This window comes from Thermobifida sp., assembly GCF_017577275.1.
Classification (GTDB): Bacteria; Actinomycetota; Actinomycetes; order Streptosporangiales; family Streptosporangiaceae; genus Thermobifida; species Thermobifida fusca.
This window is the reverse complement of the sequence record NZ_PITY01000020.1, coordinates 400,045-418,316: the sequence shown is the minus strand read 5'-3', so window position 1 is coordinate 418,316 and position 18,272 is coordinate 400,045. Positions and strand designations below refer to the sequence as shown.

The 18,272-nt window shown below is 67.4% G+C and carries 18 protein-coding genes; 8 read left to right on the top strand and 10 right to left on the bottom strand.

Annotated features, from left to right (window positions below; all coding sequences use genetic code 11):
- Positions 1-44: 44 nt before the first annotated feature.
- From rsgA to CW348_RS06840, 3 genes are all read right to left on the bottom strand, one after another.
- Positions 45-1,106 carry a ribosome small subunit-dependent GTPase A gene (gene rsgA, locus CW348_RS06850; RefSeq protein ID WP_104612830.1) on the bottom strand — a complete coding sequence of 354 codons (1,062 nt, stop codon included), beginning with the start codon at positions 1,104-1,106 and terminating at the stop codon, positions 45-47.
- Positions 1,103-2,377, bottom strand: coding sequence for a 3-phosphoshikimate 1-carboxyvinyltransferase (aroA, locus tag CW348_RS06845; RefSeq protein ID WP_011290991.1), 1,275 nt, complete (start codon positions 2,375-2,377; stop codon positions 1,103-1,105). The genes rsgA and aroA overlap by 4 nt, the downstream gene beginning before the upstream one ends.
- A gap of 231 nt (positions 2,378-2,608) precedes the next feature.
- Positions 2,609-3,136, bottom strand: a complete 528-nt coding sequence (locus CW348_RS06840) for a DoxX family protein (protein ID WP_016188235.1) — start codon at positions 3,134-3,136, stop codon at positions 2,609-2,611.
- A 166-nt stretch (positions 3,137-3,302) separates the two neighbouring features.
- Between CW348_RS06840 and CW348_RS06835 the strand changes: the two genes are divergently transcribed.
- Positions 3,303-4,160 carry an SOS response-associated peptidase gene (locus CW348_RS06835; protein WP_011290993.1) on the top strand — a complete coding sequence of 286 codons (858 nt, stop codon included), beginning with the start codon at positions 3,303-3,305 and terminating at the stop codon, positions 4,158-4,160.
- A 259-nt stretch (positions 4,161-4,419) separates the two neighbouring features.
- Here CW348_RS06835 and CW348_RS06830 read toward each other — a convergent pair whose 3' ends face one another.
- Positions 4,420-5,277, bottom strand: a complete 858-nt coding sequence (locus CW348_RS06830) for a class I SAM-dependent methyltransferase (RefSeq protein ID WP_016188237.1) — start codon at positions 5,275-5,277, stop codon at positions 4,420-4,422.
- 446 nt (positions 5,278-5,723) lie between these two features.
- Here CW348_RS06830 and CW348_RS06825 point away from each other — a divergent pair, with 446 nt between their 5' ends.
- The 5 genes from CW348_RS06825 (at position 5,724) to CW348_RS06805 (ending at position 10,640) form a co-directional block, all read left to right on the top strand.
- Complete coding sequence (locus CW348_RS06825; RefSeq protein WP_038043278.1) at positions 5,724-6,353, top strand: sigma-70 family RNA polymerase sigma factor; 630 nt, start codon at positions 5,724-5,726, stop codon at positions 6,351-6,353.
- On the top strand, positions 6,350-6,634 hold the full coding sequence (rsrA, locus tag CW348_RS06820) for a mycothiol system anti-sigma-R factor (protein ID WP_011290996.1): 285 nt from the start codon (positions 6,350-6,352) through the stop codon (positions 6,632-6,634). The genes CW348_RS06825 and rsrA overlap by 4 nt, the downstream gene beginning before the upstream one ends.
- Positions 6,635-7,418: 784 nt before the next feature.
- Entirely contained in the window at positions 7,419-8,774 is a 1,356-nt protein-coding gene (locus CW348_RS06815) for an HD-GYP domain-containing protein (RefSeq protein ID WP_353801424.1), read from the top strand.
- Complete coding sequence (locus CW348_RS06810) at positions 8,771-10,093, top strand: HD-GYP domain-containing protein (RefSeq protein WP_011290998.1); 1,323 nt, start codon at positions 8,771-8,773, stop codon at positions 10,091-10,093. Before CW348_RS06815 ends, CW348_RS06810 begins: the two co-directional genes overlap by 4 nt.
- A 160-nt stretch (positions 10,094-10,253) precedes the next feature.
- Entirely contained in the window at positions 10,254-10,640 is a 387-nt protein-coding gene (locus tag CW348_RS06805; protein WP_011290999.1) for a thioesterase family protein, read from the top strand.
- A gap of 12 nt (positions 10,641-10,652) precedes the next feature.
- Here the strand turns inward: CW348_RS06805 and CW348_RS06800 are convergent, their stop codons facing one another.
- Complete coding sequence (locus CW348_RS06800) at positions 10,653-12,314, bottom strand: acetolactate synthase (RefSeq protein ID WP_011291000.1); 1,662 nt, start codon at positions 12,312-12,314, stop codon at positions 10,653-10,655.
- 135 nt (positions 12,315-12,449) lie between these two features.
- On the bottom strand, positions 12,450-13,196 hold the full coding sequence (locus CW348_RS06795; RefSeq protein ID WP_011291001.1) for a GntR family transcriptional regulator: 747 nt from the start codon (positions 13,194-13,196) through the stop codon (positions 12,450-12,452).
- A gap of 164 nt (positions 13,197-13,360) precedes the next feature.
- Here CW348_RS06795 and CW348_RS06790 point away from each other — a divergent pair, with 164 nt between their 5' ends.
- Complete coding sequence (locus tag CW348_RS06790) at positions 13,361-14,926, top strand: sensor histidine kinase (protein WP_011291002.1); 1,566 nt, start codon at positions 13,361-13,363, stop codon at positions 14,924-14,926.
- A 14-nt stretch (positions 14,927-14,940) separates the two neighbouring features.
- Here the strand turns inward: CW348_RS06790 and CW348_RS06785 are convergent, their stop codons facing one another.
- Together CW348_RS06785 and CW348_RS06780 are read right to left on the bottom strand one after the other, a co-directional pair.
- Positions 14,941-15,204, bottom strand: coding sequence for a WhiB family transcriptional regulator (locus tag CW348_RS06785; protein ID WP_011291003.1), 264 nt, complete (start codon positions 15,202-15,204; stop codon positions 14,941-14,943).
- A 344-nt stretch (positions 15,205-15,548) separates the two neighbouring features.
- Positions 15,549-16,484: a diacylglycerol kinase family protein gene (locus tag CW348_RS06780; RefSeq protein WP_287463191.1), complete on the bottom strand. Its 936-nt coding sequence runs from the start codon at positions 16,482-16,484 to the stop codon at positions 15,549-15,551.
- Positions 16,485-16,595: 111 nt separating this feature from the next.
- Here CW348_RS06780 and CW348_RS06775 point away from each other — a divergent pair, with 111 nt between their 5' ends.
- Positions 16,596-16,997, top strand: a complete 402-nt coding sequence (locus CW348_RS06775) for a hypothetical protein (RefSeq protein ID WP_227480999.1) — start codon at positions 16,596-16,598, stop codon at positions 16,995-16,997.
- Positions 16,998-17,041: 44 nt separating this feature from the next.
- Here CW348_RS06775 and CW348_RS06770 read toward each other — a convergent pair whose 3' ends face one another.
- Positions 17,042-17,845 (bottom strand): RNA polymerase sigma factor SigF, encoded by an 804-nt coding sequence (locus CW348_RS06770; RefSeq protein ID WP_011291006.1) that lies wholly within the window; start codon positions 17,843-17,845, stop codon positions 17,042-17,044.
- On the bottom strand, positions 17,842-18,267 hold the full coding sequence (locus CW348_RS06765; RefSeq protein WP_011291007.1) for an anti-sigma factor: 426 nt from the start codon (positions 18,265-18,267) through the stop codon (positions 17,842-17,844). Before CW348_RS06765 ends, CW348_RS06770 begins: the two co-directional genes overlap by 4 nt.
- Positions 18,268-18,272 lie beyond the last annotated feature (5 nt).

Here is an 18,272-nt window from a genome sequence, read left to right as displayed (position 1 = left end):
TCCTGAGTGGAGGCTATGTTCGCTCCGCGTGGCGCGGCGGGAACTCAGCGTTCAAGCTCGCCTTCGCGGCTGGCGAGCAGGCGGCGGAACGAGGTGACCCGGGCCGGGTTGAGCTCTCCCCGAGCCAGCCATTCATCGAGGGCGCAGCCGTCGCCCAGATGGGAGCAGTGGTCCGGGCAGTCAGCCACGGCGTCGTCCAGGTCGGGGAAGGCCGCGAGCAGGTCGTCCGGGGTGACGTGTGCCAGCCCGAAGCTGCGCACCCCCGGCGTGTCGATGATCCAGCCGTAGTCCAGTTCACTGCGGTCGATGCGGCCTTCCCGCGCCGCGTGCAGTCGCTCCACGCTTTCGGCGCTCGCCGGAGCGCCGATGGGGAGCGCCACCGCCGACGTCGACGTGTGCCGTCCCCGACCCGTGACCACGTTGACGTCGCCGACCGCGCGACGCGCCTCCGGCACGAGCAGGTTCACCAGAGTCGACTTCCCCACCCCTGAGGGGCCGACGAGCACGCTGATCCGCCCCATGAGCTGTTCGCGCAGCGTAGAGAGGTCGCCGTCCCGGCGGGTCACCACCCAGCGCAGCCCGAGGGGAGCATAAATGTCCAGCAGGGCATCGGGGGAAGCCAGATCGGACTTGGTGAGGCACAGCAGCGGATCCAGCCCGGCCTCATAGGCCGCCACCAGGCAGCGGTCGATGAACCGCGGCTGCGGGTCCGGGTCGGCCAGGGCTGTCACGATGACCATCTGGTCCGCGTTGGCGACAATGACCCGCTCCACCGGGTCCGTATCGTCAGCGGTCCGGCGCAGGACAGAGGAGCGCTTCTCTACCCGGACGATCCGGGCCAGGGTGCCCGGCCGTCCGGAAAGGTCACCGACCAGGGCGACGATGTCGCCGACGACAATGCTGCCCCGACCGAGTTCGCGGGCCTTCATCGCCACCACGGAGAGGTCGCCGACCAGGCACTGGTAGCGGCCGCGGTTCACCGCGGTCACGAATCCCAGTCGCGCGTTCTCGTGCTTGGGGCGTTTCCGGGTACGCGGCCGGGAGCCTCCGCGGGCGCGTACCCGGACGTCGTCCTCGTCGATGTCGAGATAGCGGCCGTCTCTCAAGAGAGAACCTCGCTCCACAGACGGGGAAAGTCCGGAAGGGTCTTGCCTGTCGTAGCGATGTTTTCCACCTCCACTCCAGGCACCACGAGTCCGATGACCGCCCCGGAAGTGGCCATCCGGTGGTCGTCGTAGGAGTGGAAGACACCGCCGTGCAGGGGGCGCGGGCGGATGACTAGCCCGTCGGGAAGCTCTTCTGCGTCCCCGCCTAGGCGGTTGATCTCGCGGACCAACGCTGCGATCCGGTCGGTTTCGTGCCTGCGGAGGTGCGCGATACCGGTGAGACGGGACGGGGTGGACGCGAGTGCGGCCACGGCCGCGATGGTCGGGGTGAGCTCTCCGACGTCGCGCAGGTCAGCGGTGAGTCCACGGATTTCCCCGGTGCCGTGCAGGGTCAGCCCTTCGTCGGTGAACTCGACACGGCCGCCCATCTCGGCGAACAGGGTGCGCAATGCGTCCCCCGGCTGGGTGGTGTGCCGCGGCCAGCCGCGGACCGTGACCCGCCCACCGGTGACCAGGGCGGCAGCCAGGAAAGGGGCAGCGTTGGACAGGTCGGGTTCGACCGTGATCTCGGTGACCCGGATCGGTCCCGGCGCGACCCGCCACACGTCGGGGGTGTCCGTGTCCACTTCCACCCCGGCGTCGCGCAGCATCTGCACGGTCATGTTCAGGTGGGGCTGGGAAGGAACCGGGGGCCCCACGTGCCGCACCTCCACGCCCTTGCTGAACCGGGCTCCGCTGAGCAGGAGGGCGGAGACGAACTGGGACGAGCCGGAAGCGTCCAGGGTGACCGTACCGCCGGGGAGTTCACCTCGGCCGCGGATCACCATGGGAAGGGCGCCGCGACCCCCGTCGTCGATCTCCGCGCCCAGGGTGCGCAGCGCGGCGAGGAGGGGACCGACGGGCCGCTCCCGGGCGCGCGGGTCGCCGTCGAAGGACACCTCGCCACGGGCCATGGCGGCCAGCGGCGGCACGAACCGCATCACTGTCCCGGCGTTGCCCACGTCGATGGCTGCGGGGCCCTGCGGCGGTGTCGGAGTCACCTCCCAGTCCCCGTCTGCTTCGTGCACGCCGATACCGAGCGCCCGCAGCGCGCCCACCATCAACGTGGTGTCGCGGCTGTACAGGGGGGCGCGCACCACGCTGGGAGTCTCCGACAGCGCGGCCAGGATCAGCGCGCGGTTGGTCATCGATTTGGAGCCGGGCAGGCTGACCGTGGCGTCCACAGGACGGGACACGGTCGGGGCAGGCCAGTGCGACGCGGTTTCAGCCATGCTTGAAGGGTATCCAGGAATACGGTGTGCCGGGGAAACGCGGACGTCACGCTGCGGATACGGAACGTTGCCGTGCCCGCGGGGCCGCGAGCGGCATGCCGCCGGCGAGGGGCGTTGGCTGCCCGTCCCACAGCTCCTCACCGGACGGGTCCTGGCCAGGCCCCTGCTGGCCGGGCAGTCAGGTCCCGTCCGGCCAGCAGCGGGAGGCGCCCCGTGCGGCACAGCCGAGGGTCAGCGCCGCGGACGCGGGATCGGCACGGGAAGCGGACTGGCCTGTCTGCGGCCGCGCGGGCGCTGAGGCATGGCGCGGAGGTGCTGGACCATTCCGGTGGTCTGCTGGCGGTGCTTGCGGGAACACCGTTTCCGTTTCGGTTCGGTGGCCGACAGGACGAGCGCCCCCAGCAGGCTGAGGTCTTTAGCCGTGGCAGCCCGGTGCCCGCCGAGGTCGTCGGGGCGCCCTTCGCGGAAGGTCCGCAGCTCGGTGAGCACGGTCGGCACCGACTGCACTGCCAGCAGCGCGCAGGCGGTGCGGGGCGCGCGGCCGAAGCACAGGAGCGCGCCGCCGAGTACGCCGATGATGCCGTGGAGACGGGCCAGGGCCTCCGGGGCGTTCGGCACGCTCGGGTAGCGCAGGGCCAGGTTGCGGATGAGCGGCGCGAGCTGCTGGGCCCGCGGGGTCGGGTCGCGCAGGACGCTGACTCCGTCCATGACGAACGGGACGCCGAGGAGGCGTCGGGCCTGGGTGCGTAGTATTCCCACGATGTCTCTCCTTGACAGGGGCAGGACAGGATCCTGGAATGCCCACCGGGGTGGTGGATACCGCTCTACCCGCCTCTGTCGGGAACATCCGCATCCAATCGCCGGGTCATGACAGAGATTGCCTGGGTTTTGACCCAATGTCACCGGCCAGCCCTAAGCTGGGAGTATGTGCGGTCGGTACGCGTTGGGACGCAAAAAAGAAGAGATCCGGCGGGTTTTCGGCCTGCCTGAGTCGGAGGTCGACGCGCCCGGCGCGGACGAAGCCCGGCGTTGGCCGCCGCGGGAGGAGCTCGCCCCCGACTACAACATCGCCCCCGGCAAGCACGCCTATGCGGTACTCGGCCGTGCCCCGGGCGAGCCGGTCTCCGGGGCGGCCGGGCCCCGTCATCTCGTCACACTGCGGTGGGGGCTGGTGCCGTCGTGGGCGAAGGACAGCAACGTCGGCTACCGGATGATCAACGCCCGTGCGGAGACGGTGACGGACCGGCCGGCGTTCCGCGCCGCGTTTGCGCGCCGCCGCTGCCTGCTGCCGGCCGACGCCTACTACGAATGGCAGTTGCTGCATACCTCCGGCGAAGCCCAGCCGGGCACGTCCCCGGTGACCGACCCGGAGCACCGGTCGCGTAAAGCGAAGACCCGCAAACGCCCGTTCGCGGTCCGCTACGCCGACGACCGGCCGCTCGCCCTGGCAGGCATCTTCGAGCGGTGGCGGGACCCGGCCGTCCCCGAAGAAGACCCAGCCGCGTGGCTGTGGAGTTTCGCGATCATCACGACCGAGGCTGCACCGGAGCTCGCCCACATCCACGAGCGGATGCCGGTGGTCGTGGGGGAGGAGGACTGGGCCACGTGGCTAGACCCGGAGGCAGACCGGGATGACTTGCTGTCTGTGCTTGACGCCACACCGGTGGAGGATTTCACGGTCTACCCGGTGGGAACCGAGGTGAACGCGGTGCGGAACAACGGTCCGCACCTGCTCGTTCCGGTGTCCGCGGAATCCGAAGGAACTTCGGAGACGCTGTTCTGAACCTGGTCTTGGTGAGCTTTTTACCAGGATTTTTCCTTCCGTGGTGAGCTGTGGAAACCGTGGCCACGGAATGCTTTCGGCGGCGTGGAAACGGTGGAATCCCGTGCAGAGGACCAGTAGGGTTGCCCACGCCTGAAGAAGTGGCGCCGGGCACTGGTGCACCCAGGTACGGAACCGGTATCCGGGTGCCGCCTCAGGCGGAACGCGCGGCCGGTTCCGGTCTTTCAGCGGTAGACCGGAACCGGCTACGGCGCGGCACTCACTCGGGTTTGCGGGCGCTGGCCACCAGGTGCATGCTGACGTCCTCCCCGGACTCTGCAGCTTTCAGCTCCATTTCCACCAGCCGGTTCAGGGCCCGGGGACGCTCGGCGAGCACTTTCTCCACGGTGGACGCCGACAGGACGGTGCGGGGCCTGATCCATTCGACGTCCAGTCCGGCCTCGGTGAGGAGTTCCCGGAGCTGTTCACTGGTGAAGCACCGGGTGATGGTGCCGTCCGGCCAGGGGACGAGGAGGACGTCGGCGTTGGGCGCGTAGCTGAGTTCGGGCCAGCAGTCCTGTTCCGCGAGGACCGACATGCCGAGCACGACCGAGTCCACGCACAGCAGGACGCGGCCTCCCGGACGCAGGACCCGCGCAATCTCCGCCAGGCACGCCTCGGTGGCGAGCTGGTGGGAGAGCATCCGGTTGTCGGCGATGACGCCGTCGAAGACCGCGGAGGCCACGCCGGACAGGAGAGCGGTGTCTCCCACGACCTGGCTCAGCCGTCCGGGACGGCGCTCGGAACGGACCGGGGCATGGCCGTTGACGAGGGACAGGGTCCGTTTTGGGGTGGAGTCTGCCGTGGGGAGCAGGACGAGAACGTCGTGCCCGGCAGCGACCGCACGTGACGTGGCCCGATACCCGGGGCCGGAAAGGTCGAGGAGACGTCCTGGTTCTCGGGGCAGCCAGCGGGAGAGCTGGGCGGCGGCGACCGCCCAGTAGAACCTCCAGTAAGCCGATGGAGAGCCAGCCGTGACGAGATGGCTCGCGGTGAGTCGGGAGATACTCCGGTCTGCCGGGGAGTCGGCTGGCAGCGGCGATGTCGCAGGCTGGGGTGCGGAACCGGTGAGACGCACGCACACTCCTCTCCTGTCCGGTGGGCATGGGTGCCCGACCCCAGGCGACCGCGCCCTGCTTTCCGGGCTGGCCCGCTGAGCGGACCGTGGCGGACGTCGTCTGGGGACTAACCCCACTTTCGCACGATGTATCCGTCAATGCAGCTCACAACGGGAGATTCCTGGAGATTGCGTTGCGGTTGCGGGCTCTCGGGTGGACCGCAACTGTTCAGGAATCAGTCCGTCGTTGATGTTGTTCCTATTCATGTGATCGGGAAACGTCCCTATCTGCATGAGCGAGGTAGGGCACACAGTGGGAGTGGTTGATGCCGGCCTCCGTGGGAACCCTGCTCCGGGAGCGGTCCGTGACTGCGACGGGGATGGCACGTGTGCGGTTCGAACCGCTCCAGCCATATGGTGAGGTTGCGGTTGCCACCGGGGAGAACCGTGCAAGGAGGCCGACGGGGTTGAGTCAGAGTCAGGAGACCATTGAGGACCGGGCGGCTCGGTTCGAGCGAGACGCCATGCCGCTCCTGGACCAGTTGTACTCGGCGGCGTTGCGGATGACCCGCAATCCGACGGACGCGGAGGACCTCGTCCAGGAGACGTTCACCAAAGCCTTCGGATCGTTCCACCAGTTCAAGGAGGGGACGAACCTCAAGGCGTGGCTCTACCGGATCCTCACCAACACCTTCATCAACTCCTACCGCAAGAAGCAGCGCGAGCCGCGGCAGGCCGGTACGGAGGACATTGAGGACTGGCAGCTTGCCCGGGCGGCCTCCCATACCTCCAGTGGCCTGAAGTCTGCTGAGGCCGAGGCACTAGAGCACCTCCCGGACACCGATGTCAAACGGGCGCTGCAGGAGTTGCCGGAGGATTTCCGTATCGCGGTCTACCTCGTGGATGTCGAGGGCTTCGCCTACAAGGAGGCCGCTGAGATCATGGACACTCCAATCGGCACCGTGATGTCCCGACTGCATCGTGGCAGACGTCAACTGCGCTCTTTGTTGGAGGAGTACGCGTTGGAGCGCGGTTTCCTCTCTGTTGCGGAGAGGGAGTCCGTGGGCGCGGTGAATGGTGGGAAGGACCAGCGATGAGCGGTGAGGAACCGTACGCCACTCCGTGCAGCGAGGTGCTAGACAAGGTCTACGCCTATCTTGACGGTGAGCTCGAGGAGGCCAATTGCGCTGAGATCCGGCGGCATTTGGACGAGTGCGCCCCCTGCCTGCGCGAGTACGGCCTGGAGGAGGCGGTGAAGAAGATCGTGGCCAAGTGCTGCGGGTGCGATCCGGCGCCGGCCCAGTTGCGGGCCCGGCTGATGGAGCAGTTGGCTCAGGCTCGGGCTGCCATGAGAGGGCGGGAAGCCGTGGCTGAATGATCGCTGATCTTTCCGGAGTGACGGGAAGAAAAGCTGGGGGGTCACACGGAAATTCCGTGTGACCCCCCAGCTTTTGTTATTTTATGACTGCTTTGTGGTGATTTCTGCAATGGCTCCGTTGATGACCATTTTGGGGGATATTGTCCGATGTTGTGGAGCGTGTTTTCTCTCTTTGTTTGAGGGTGCTGAGGCGTGGCGCAAACGATCCAATGATCTTTGACCTAAAAGTTGCATTTGATTACTCATAGTGATTGTCCATGGTGGTGCTGGGAGTAGTCGGCGTGCCGGGATGGCGTACTGGAGGGAGTTTGGTTCGCTTGTTTTCGGCCTCTCTGTGATTGCAGAGAGTTACATTGCGAATTACTAATCAGATTAGTAATTCCGCATTTTGGAAAAGAAACGCGCTTCTCTGCTGTCGAAGGGGATGAGTTCGTGATGATTGAATGTATCGCGCCGTGATTAGCGTTAAACTGGCCGCCACATCCCCTTCAGGCAGGAAATTTCATGCCTTCGTTTACAGTGCGAAAGCATGGGGGAAAGAGAAAGGCGGGGATAGGTATGTTCTGGTTGTTCAACGGTGTCATGATGCACTTGGCTGCCCTAGCCATGTTTGTTACCACGGTTACCGGATGGACCTGGTGGTAGATCCGGATCTCTGCAACCATGGCGGAATGGTCGGCTGCAGAACGACGAGAAGGAGCGGGAATTGCGTGCCCTACCCGTGGCTGCGCGGTTGTACGTGGGTCTTGTCGCGCTCGGTGCCGCCACCGCCATACTCCTGGGAGTGTTCCTCGGACCTATCACCGAGGTTGACCTAGGAACCCTCCTGCTTCTCGCGATCCTGTTCGTGATCGCGGAATCCATTGCCACGATGGTCGACAGCGGCAAGACGGGGATTTCGCCGGCCTCGGCGGCCTCGCTTGCCGCTGTTGTCCTGGTGGGGCCGGTGGGCGCCGCCATCGTCGGTATCGCCTCAGGGCTGGTCATCCGAAGACAGAACCTCGTCAAGCGGCTCTTCAACGGAGCACAGTTCGTCATCGCCGGATACGCCTCGGGAACAGTGTTCCAACTGCTGGGCGGAAGGATGGGCGTCCCGGAACCGGAGATGTTCCCGTGGATCCTCCTGCCCTTCACCGGTGCGGTACTGACGTTCTCGCTATGCAACACCCTGCTGATGGCCGGGCTGATGTGGTCGCTGGGGGAGCTGCGGCTGAAGCGCCCCCGCCGCATGCGGTGGCGGCCGCTGGCCACCCTGGAGCTCTCCTCGATCGGCTACGCCATGCTCGGCCTGTTCATCGCCGCGATCTGGGGAGCGGTCGGCCCCTTCGCCGTGCTCCTCGTCCTGCTCCCGTTGTTCATCGCCCGCTGGGCGTTCGACCAGTACGTCTTCCAACAGCGCGCCCATGAAGCCACCCTGGCCACGCTCTGCCAGGCCGTGGAGACGAAGGACTACTACACCCGCGGACACTGCATGCGCGTGGCGAAGGCCGCCGCCATGATCGCGGAGGAGCTCGGCATGTCGGCCGAGCGCGTCCAGACGATGCGCTACGCAGGCATGCTCCACGACATCGGCAAACTCGGCGTCCCCACCAAAATCCTGCAGAAGGCCGGAAAACTCACCGAGGAGGAGTACGCGGCGATCCAATTGCACCCCATGCGCGGCTACGAGATCGTGCGCGAGATCGACTTCCTCGACGAGGCGCTCGCCGGCATCCTGCACCACCATGAACGCATAGACGGCGGAGGCTACCCCAAAGGCCTGGCGGGCGAGGACATCCCCGAGGCGGCCCGACTGGTCTCGGTGGCCGACGTCTTCGACTGTTTGACGTCCACCCGCTCGTACCGGAAGGCGTGGAGCACGGAAGCCGCCATCGCAGAGCTGCGCCGGTGCGCCGGCACCCAGTTCGACCCCCGGATGGTGGAGGCACTGGTCCGCGCCGTGGAACGCGAAGGCTGGGAGGTTCCCGACCTGGTCGAGCCGGTCGAGGACGCGTGCGAACCCTGCACCGCCCAGCCGGTCGGCGCCTCCGAAGCCGCCCCTGAAACAGTCCCGACAGGGGCTGCGCAAACCGCCGCAGACGGTGATACTCAGACCGACACTAACCTCACGGTCGGAGTCGTGGAAGAGACAACCGGATGATGAACAGCGCGCCGACCGTCGCGTCGCACATCCCCCAGCGTGCCCGCCATGGCAGACAGTGGCGGGCGGTCGGCTGGACCCGGCCGCTGCTGATCGGAGCGGCACTGGTCAGCACAGCGGTCTCCCTGCTGTGGACTGCGGTGAGCGGTTTCGAGCAGCCGCGGGTCGCCCTGGCTTTCGGGGTGCTGGTCGCGCTCGGTGAGTTCGCACGGATCACCCTGCCCGGAGGCCGGGAAGCCGCGCCTATCGCCACCGCCTCCGCCATGTCGTACGCCTTCCTCTTCACCATCATCGGCGACCCGGTCTCGCTGCCGAGTCCGCAGGTCGTCGCGGTGGTCGCGGTCGGCATGGGCTTGGGCGAGCTGCCGCACATCCTGGTGGGCCGCCACCCTCAGTGGGGCGACCTCGCCCGCAGGTTCCTCAACATCGCGGTGACCACCCTGCTGTTCCGGCCCCTTATCGGGCACATCGACCTGGACGGTCCGCTGTGGTGGCTGAGCCTGCTCCTCATGGCCGCGATCGTGGTGGTGGTGTGGCTGGCCGACTCGGTGGCCGCCGCGGCGATCCGTGCCGACCGGATGCGGACCCGCTTCGGGGTCACCCTGCGCGACGAGATGCGCGCCCAGGTCGCCATCGGTATGGCCGTGGGAGCCTCGGCCATCCTGATGGCGCTCTCCGTCCACGTCATGGGGTTGACCACCTTGCTGGTGTTCACGGCCCCGCTGCTCGTCACCCAGGTGGCTTTCCGGAGGTTCGCGCAGATCCGACGCACCTACCTGCAGACGGTGCGGGCCCTGTCCCGGGTGACCGAGGTCGGCGGCTACGTGGAGGCCGGGCACTCCCGCCGGGTCAGCCGGCTGGCGCAGGGGATCGGCCGCGAGCTGGGCATGTCGGAGTCCACGCTGCTGGAGCTGGAGTATGCGGCGCTCATGCACGACATCGGTCAGCTGTCCCTCCGCGACCCCATCCCCAGCGGCGCCACCGTGCTGGCTTCCCCCCGGGAACAGCGCAGCATCGCCGAACTAGGCGCGGCGATCATCCGGGAGACCGGGGTGCTCGACGGTGTAGCGGAGCTGGTGCGCCGCCAGTGCGAGCCCTACCTCGGCGACGGCGAGGCTGGACCGCCCCCGCTGGGCAGCCGGATCATCAAAGTAGCCAACGCGTTCGACGACCTGGTCGGAGGTTCTACCGACCAGGAGCGTGTCGACGCGGTGCTGCAGCGGCTGCGCATGGACACCGGGCACGAATACGACCCGGTGGTGGTGGAAGCGCTGGCAACGGTGCTGCAACGTCCAGACTTCGACTGGCGGTCCGGCTGACAGCCCGCCGCCCAGACAAGGCGGGCTGGGAAGCAGCCTCGCCCCGCTGATCCGACGGGAGCGGGGTGCCCAGGGCGGGCCGCTGCGGGAAGCACTATCCTCAGCGCCGAAGCCGAGCCCTACCGGCAGGGACGGCAACAGACCACGAGAAAGGCAGGCCATGGCGATCGACCCCGGACTCACCGGTACCGCGGAACTGACGGTCACCACGGCGGACACCGCCGAGGCACTGGGCAGTGGAGACGTCCCCGTCTTGGGCACTCCGCGCGTGCTGGCGCTGGCCGAAGCCGCCACGGTCGCCGCACTCGACGGCCGCCTCGAGGCCGGCCACACGTCGGTAGGGGCCGAGGTGCACCTCAAGCACACCGCTCCCACCCCGGTGGGAGCGCAGGTGGTGGCCACGGCCCGCCTGGTCCGGGCCGAAGGGAGACGGCTGGTCTTCGAGGTCTCCGTCACCCAGGAGGGCCGGCAGGTGGCCGTGGGAACCGTGGAACGGGTCGTGGTTCCCCGGGAGCGCTTCCTGTCCGGGCTGCGCCCCGGGGAGTGACTCCGGCGGGGCCTAGACCCCCATGGTCTTGCGCGGGTAGACGTTCTCCGGGTCGGTGACGATGTTGACGAGATAGGGCACGCCGGAGTCGAAGGCCCGACGCAGCGCCGGACCGATCTCCGCGGGGTCGGTGACGAGCTCCCCGCCGCCGCCCAGCGCGGTCACCACCTGGTCGTAGCGGGTCTGCGGCGCCAGGTCGGCGAGCACGTCGTAGCCGTAGACCAGTTGCATCGGCGCTTTCTCCAGGCCCCAGATGCCGTTGTTGCCGCACACCATGACCACGGGCAGGTTGTGCCGGACGAGAGTGTCCACGTCCGCGAGCGAGAAGCCCAGCGCCCCGTCGCCGAACAGCGCCACCACCTGGGAGGAGGGGCGGACCAGTCGGGCGGCGATCGCATACCCCATGCCGGTGCCCAGGCAGCCGAACGGTCCCGGGTCCAGCCAGTTGCCGGGGCGGCGCGGCTGGATGTACTTGCCCGCGTAGGAGACGAAGTCGCCGCCGTCGCCGATCACGACCGCGTCGTCGTCGAGGATCCGGTTGAGCTCCCCGTAGATCCGTGCAGGGTGGATCGGGGAGGCGTCGCTGTCGAGGACTTCGCGGTCTTTGGCCGCGGTCGCCGCAGCGGCTTCGGCCACTTCTGTCCGCCACTGGGCGACCTCGCGCTTGGGCTTCGCCTGCTCGGCGAGGGCGCGCAGGATGGCCGACAGGTCGCCGGAGACCGCTCCCGCCAAAGTGAGGTGCGTGGCGAGCTGTGCGGGCGAGTCGGTGATGTGCACGGTCCGGGCCAGGGGAGCGCCGTCACGGCCGCCGAACAGGCCGTGGTTGAGCCGGAAGTCCAGCGGGGTGCCTACGACGATGACCAGGTCAGCGCGGCCCAAGGCGAGCCCGCGGGCCCGGGTGGCCAGCAGCGGGTGGCCGGCGGGGAGCACACCGCGGCCCTGGCCGTTGGTGACGACCGGGACGCCCAACTCCTCGGCTGCCTCCAAGGCGGCCTGCTCGGCGTGGTCCAGCCACACGTCAGAGCCGTACACCAGGACCGGCCGTTCTGCTTCGCTGAGCAGTCGGGCTACCGCGGCCACCGCGTCAGGGTCGGGGGAGCGGTCTTCCGCAGCGGCCTGTCCGGTGACGGTGATCTCGGCCTGGTCGTAGAGGCGGTCCATCGGGATGTCCAGGAACACCGGGCCCCGGTGCGCCGTGTTGGCGAGGGTGAACGCCTCGTCGAGCGCGGGGCCGATCTGGGCGGTGTCGTGGACCGTCCACGCGCGTTTGGTGATGGTGGTGAACAGCGGGGACTGGTCCAGTTCTTGCAGGAGGCCCTGCCCCCAGCGGTTGTCGGGCGCCCGGCCGCCGACGACCACCAGGGGGGAGCCGTTGAAGTGCGCGGTGGCTATGCCGCTCACCCCGTTGGTCACCCCTGGGCCGGCGGTGAGGGCCGCCCAGCCAGCCCGCCGCGTGAGTTTGCCGACGGCTTCGGCCGCGAAGACCGCGGTCTGCTCGTGGCGGACGTCGAGCAGGCGCATCGGAGGGTCAGCTTTGACCGCACCGTCGTAGATCGGGAAGATGTGCCCGCCGGAGAGCGTGAAGAGGGTGTCTACGCCGTGGTGGCGGGCGACCTCCACGGCGTGGTTGCCGCCGTGGCCGGTGAGTTTCCCGGAGAACGAGGGGGAGCCCATGGGCCGTCACGCTCCTTGGTTGTATCGCTGGTTAGGGCAGGGGGAGCCGCCCCACCCACTAAATTACCAACGAGTAGCACGAGTGGGTGAGGTGGTTCACACGTGCCGGTCCATGGGGAAGTGCGGGTCAGGCCCCTACGTCCGCTCCTTCGGCGGGCGGAGCCGGGTGACGAACTTGTACCGGTCGCCGCGATAGAGCGACCGTACCCACTCCACTGGATTGCCCTCGTCGTCAAAACTGTGCTGGCAGTGCAGGACCAGCGGCAGGCCGACGTCCACGCCGAGCAACTGCGCTTCTTTCGGGGTAGCCAGCACCGTCTCGATAGTCGCTTCCGCTTCCGCGAGGTGCACGTTGTAGACGGTCGCCAGCGCTTCGTAGAGCGAAGCATGCCGGTCCAGGCGGCGGCGTAGCCCGGGAAACCGGCGTGCGGGCAGGTGCGCGGTTTCCACAGCCATCGGCTCGCCGTTGGCCAGCCGCAGTCGTTCGATGCGCAGTACCCGGCCGCCGAGCCGGATCGCCAGCAGCCCGGCCAGCTCCTCATCCGCGTTGATGTAGCCCACGTCGAGAATCCGGGTGTCTGGCTGGAGGCCGTGCGAACGCATCTCCTGGGTGTAGCTGGTCAACTGCAGGACCTGAGTCACCTTCGGCTTGGCGACAAAGGTGCCCTTGCCCTGGATGCGCAGCAGCCGTCCCTCCACCACCATTTCGCTGAGCGCCTGTCGCACCGTCGTGCGGGACGTGCCGAATTGGGTCGCCAGCGTCCGCTCCGGGGGGACCGGGTTGCCCGCGGGCATCGTCTCGATCAACTGCAACAGCTGTTTTTTGACCTGGTAGTACTTCGGAACCCGGGGACTGTCCTCAACAGTTCGTTGACCCGTCACGTTGTTTTCCTCCACCACTCCCCGCCAGTTCGCCATTGGACGCATCTTCGCAGTGCCGGCGGTCCGGCACTGCGCCGGGCCGCCCCAACAGCGGCGACTGGTCTAGTCCAATGGTAGAAAAGTGCACCTCTTGAGTATGCCCTCACTCATGGGATGATTTGTGAGTGCCTCACCTCAGCGATCTCATCCGACGGTATACGGCGCTCAGCACCGCAGACCTGGAGTGGCTCCACGCCCTGGTTTCCGACTGGCAGTTGCTCGCTGACCTGTCGTTCGCAGACCTGCTGCTGTGGACGCGGCTGCGCGAAGACAACGGGTGGATCGCAGTCGCCCAGATGCGGCCGACCACCGGTCCGACCGCATACCAGGACGACCTGGTGGAGACGATCCTGTACGACGCGCCCGCTACTCCGGGCGAGGAGGACCCCGTGCCCCCTCCGATGCGGAGCAAGCGTGCGCTGATCGACCGGGCCTGGCGGGAGGGCCGGGTCTGCCGGGAAGGCGACCCGGACTGGTCAGGCGGAGTCCCGGTCCGGGAAGAGACGATCCCGGTGCGCCGGGAGGGGACCATGGTGGCGGTGATCCAGCGGAGCACCAACCTCAGCGCCGCGCGGACTCCCAGCCGTCTCGAACTCACCTATCTGCAGAGCGCGAGCGACCTCGCGCAGATGATCGCTGAGGGCAGCTTCCCGTTCAGCGACCAGGGCCCGCTCATGGTCCGCTCACCCCGGGTCGGGGACGGCCTGCTCCGCCTGGACCGTGAGGGCCGGGTCATCTACGCCAGCCCCAACGCCCTGTCCGCCTACCGCCGCCTCGGGCTCGCCACCGACCTCGTCGGCACGTCGCTGGCCCGGACCACCGTGGAACTGGCCGACGATCCCGACCCTCGGGACGAGTCCTTGAGCTGGACTGCGGGCGGCCGGGTCCCGCTCGAAGCCGAAGTGGAGGCCCGCGGCACCACCGTGCAGCTGCGCGCCATCCCGCTGATCGTCGGCGGGGAGCGGATCGGAGCCCTGGTCATGGTGCGGGACGTGACCGAGCTGCGGCGCCGGGAACGCGAACTGATGACCAAGGACGCGACGATCCGCGAGATCCACCACCGGGTGAAGAACAACCTGCAGACGGTTGCGGCCCTGCTGCGGCTTCAGGCCCGACGGCTGCAGAACCCGGAAGGGCGGGCAGCGCTCGAGGAGGCGGTGCGCCGGGTCGGCTCCATCGCGATCGTGCACGAGATGCTCTCCCACACCCCGGACGAGACGGTGGACTTCGACGACATCGCCGACCGGGTGATCGAAATGGCGGCGGAGGTGTCGTCCACCGACAAGGCGGTTGTGGGGCTGCGCCGGGTCGGCAACTTCGGCATGCTGTCCGCGCTGGTGGCGACCCCGCTCTCCATGGTCTTGGCAGAACTGGTGCAGAACGCGGTCGAGCACGGGTTGGAGTATGGTCCCGGCACTATCGAGGTGCGGGTACGCCGTCAGGCGCCAGCGCCGGGACCAGACGACGGTCGTCGAAGTACCGGACGACTCATCATCGAAGTCGTCGACAACGGAACGGGGCTACCCGCGGACTTCGACCTGGAAACCAGTAGTAGCCTTGGACTGCAGATCGTTCGGACCCTGGTGACGGGCGAACTCGCGGGCCGGATGGAAATGACTCCCCAAGAGGGCGGCGGCACCAAGGTCCTGTTGGATCTGCCGGTAGACCATGAAGTGCAGTACTACAACTGAGACAAGGGGGCAGATCAGACCGCGGTGCTCAACCGGGCAGCGGGACGCAGGGCGCGGCGGCGCTTGAGCGCGCGGCGCTCGTCCTCGCTCATGCCGCCCCAGACACCGCCGTCCTGGCCGGTTTCCAAGGCCCACTCAAGGCAGGCGGTGCTTACGGAGCAGCGACGGCATACTTCCTTGGCTTCTTCAATCTGAATCAGTGCCGGGCCAGAATTGCCGATGGGGAAGAAGAGCTCGGGGTCTTCGTCACGGCAGGCAGCGTGGTGGCGCCAGTCCATGCGGGTCACTCCTCACGGTGAGGCGGTCGGGGCGTCAGACTTGTGAAATACTTCACGAAGTAGGGTGCTCGGATCCGTCGCAAGTGGCGTATTGGACGGGTCCCGCTACCTTCTTCGTGCGCCCCACACGGGCGGCTGCCGTTGGTTCCGGCAGTCGCTGGGCGCGGACATCCCTGAAACACGACAGCCGGGCCTGGGCACCAACGGTTAACACGCCCGTAACGTGCGGCGGTACTTTGAGCGTGGCAGGGTTAAGAGAAGCTTTCAAGAGAGATGGAGCACTAAAGCGCGATCAAGGGTGTCGCGTACGTCACAAGTGCCCTGAACTGGGCTTTTATGTCGCCTTAAGCTACGATTCGTAACGCCTTCGGAACCGATCGGAAATTGACCTGTTGTCGGTGTCCGAGGTATTCTCCGTCGATTTGGAATGGTCTGAGGTGTTGTGACCGGATTGTGAACTCTGCGCAGTTGTGCCAGGTGCGGTAGCCGCGGCCCCGCGGCGGCACCCCTTTCGCGGAGAACATCATCCGCAGCACGTTGGCGGTCGTGATCGTGTCCACCCTGGTCAACGCGAACACGTCCAGGTCCAATTCGAAACGCGACCGAGGAGTCGGCTGCACCGGCGACGGCCCCGCATACGTCCACGGCGTCGTATTCGTCACCAGCACGAAAAACAGGTTCCGCACCGGAGGACGCCCCGGCACCTCCACGCTCAGCGAAGGATCCCCGCCCATCCCTCCGCGCAGGAACAGGCTCAACGCGATGGCGGTGTACAGGGCGGGGGTGGCCCGTCGCCCGCGCTGCCGCTGCCGCTCCACCTCATGGACCACCTCCGCGTCCCAGCCGAACCCCGCACAGAACGTGAAGTAGCGTCCGCCATCCGGTCCGTCGATGTGCCCCAGATTCACCGTGCGGCGTGACCCGCTGTGCAGCGCCTCCAAGACCGCGCCGGTGGCCTCCACGGGGTTGGCGGGAAGGCCCAGGGCACGGACGAACACGTTCGCGCTGCCCCCAGGCAAGGCAGCGTAGAGCGGGCGCTGCTTCGCAGGAAGCGCGAGAATCCCGTTGACCACCTCGTTCACGGTCCCGTCACCGCCGAAGCTGACCACCAGGTCATAGCCCTCTTCAGCGGCCCGCTGCACCAGTTCCCGCGCATGGCCCCGATACTCCGTCAACACCGTGTCCACCGCCATGTCGCTGGCGAGCGCACGGACAATGACGTCGCGCGAGCGGGGGGTAGCCGTTGTGGCCTGAGGATTCCCGATGAACAACGCGCGCACGCCGCCAGTCTATTGACCCTGCCGTCCAGCACGGGAGTGGACCGGAGACCGGTGCTGCGCGCCGAAGGTCCCGCAGAACAGGGGACCAAAGAGGCAGGTTACAGTGAAGCCGTGTCTCGACGACCGATCACCCTTCTCCTCGCGGCAGTGTGCGAAGGACTCCTCGGAGTGCTGCTGTTCATCCTCGGCGGCTACGTCCTGGTCAACACACTGCTCGGCAACGCGACCGACGTGAACTTCGCGCTCCCTCTCGCCGTGTTCGCCTTCGGCGGCAGCGCTGCGCTCTGCTATGTCGCCTGGGGCCTGTTCCACCTCAAGGAGTGGGCGCGCACCCCCATCGTGCTCACCCAGCTCTTCGCACTGGTGATCGCCTACTACCTGTGGACCAGCGACCAAGTCCACCTGAGCCTCGGGCTGGGGGCGTTTGCGGTCCTCACCCTGCTCTTCGTGCTCGCCCCGCCGACGACCGCCACGCTCTTCCCCCCGGAGGGCGCGGCGAAGAAGCAGAGATGACGAACCCGCGTCACAGCGGTGACGCGGGTAGGTCGTAGGCAAGGTCAGTCGTCAGCGGTGAGCGCCTGACGTAGCTGGGCGAGGGTGCGCGCCAGCAACCGGGACACGTGCATCTGCGAGATGCCGAGCTCCGCGGCGATCTGCGACTGGGTCATGTTGCCGAAGAAGCGGAGGAGCAGGATCTTCTTCTCCCGCGGCGGCAGACGCTCCAGGAGCGGCTTGAGGGACTCCCGGTACTCCACGCCCTCGAGGGACTCGTCCATGATCCCCAACGAGTCAGCGACCGCGGGAGCGTCCTCATCACCGTTGTCTGGCGCGTCGAGCGAGACCGTGGAGTAGGCGTTGGCCGACTCCAACCCTTCGAGCACCTCTTCCTCGGACATCTTGAGGTACTCGGCGAGCTCGGCAACCGTGGGCGCCCGGCCGTGCCGCTGGGACAGTTCGCTGACGGCCTTGGTCAGCGAGAGCTTGAGCTCCTGGAGACGGCGCGGAACCCGTACCGCCCACCCCTTGTCCCGGAAGTGCCGCTTGATCTCGCCGACAATGGTGGGAGTGGCGTAGGTGGAAAACTCCACCCCGCGGCTCAGGTCGAAACGGTCGATGGACTTGATGAGCCCGATCGTGGCCACCTGGGTGAGATCGTCGAGCCACTCACCCCGATTACGGAATCGCCGGGCGAGGTACTCCACGAGAGGGAGGTGCAGTTCGACGAGTTCATCCCGGATGCGCTGGCGCTCCGGCGAGTCTGGGTCGAGTTCTCCCAGACGTTCGAATAGCTCCCGCGCACGGGCCCGGTCAGGCGTCGAGTGTTCTGTTTGCGCCGTCAGAGCGGGCCCCCTTTCACTCACACCGACTCCACCGGGTTGCGGCGCTTGTACAGGACGATCGATACTCGGTCATCAGAACCGACGACAGCGTCCACGTCACCGGCCAGCGCCGAGAGTACGGTCCACGCGAACGTGTCGCGTGCCGGTAGTCGCCCGTCTGAGGTGAGCACCGAGACACTGATGCGCATCCCGTCCCCGGTGAGTTCGAACTCCGTGGTCAGATCTGTACCGGGTAGCGCCTGGGTGAGGAGCATCGCGCACGCCTCATCCACACCGATGCGCAAGTCCTCGATCTCATCCAGGGTGAAATCGAGGCGGGCGGCGAGTCCAGCCGTGGCTGTGCGGAGCACGGAGAGATAGGCGCTGTCCGCGGGCATGCGGACGGTCACCGTGTCTCTTACACCCATGGCGTCCGCCGTCGGTACAGCGGTGTCGTTGGTCACGTCCC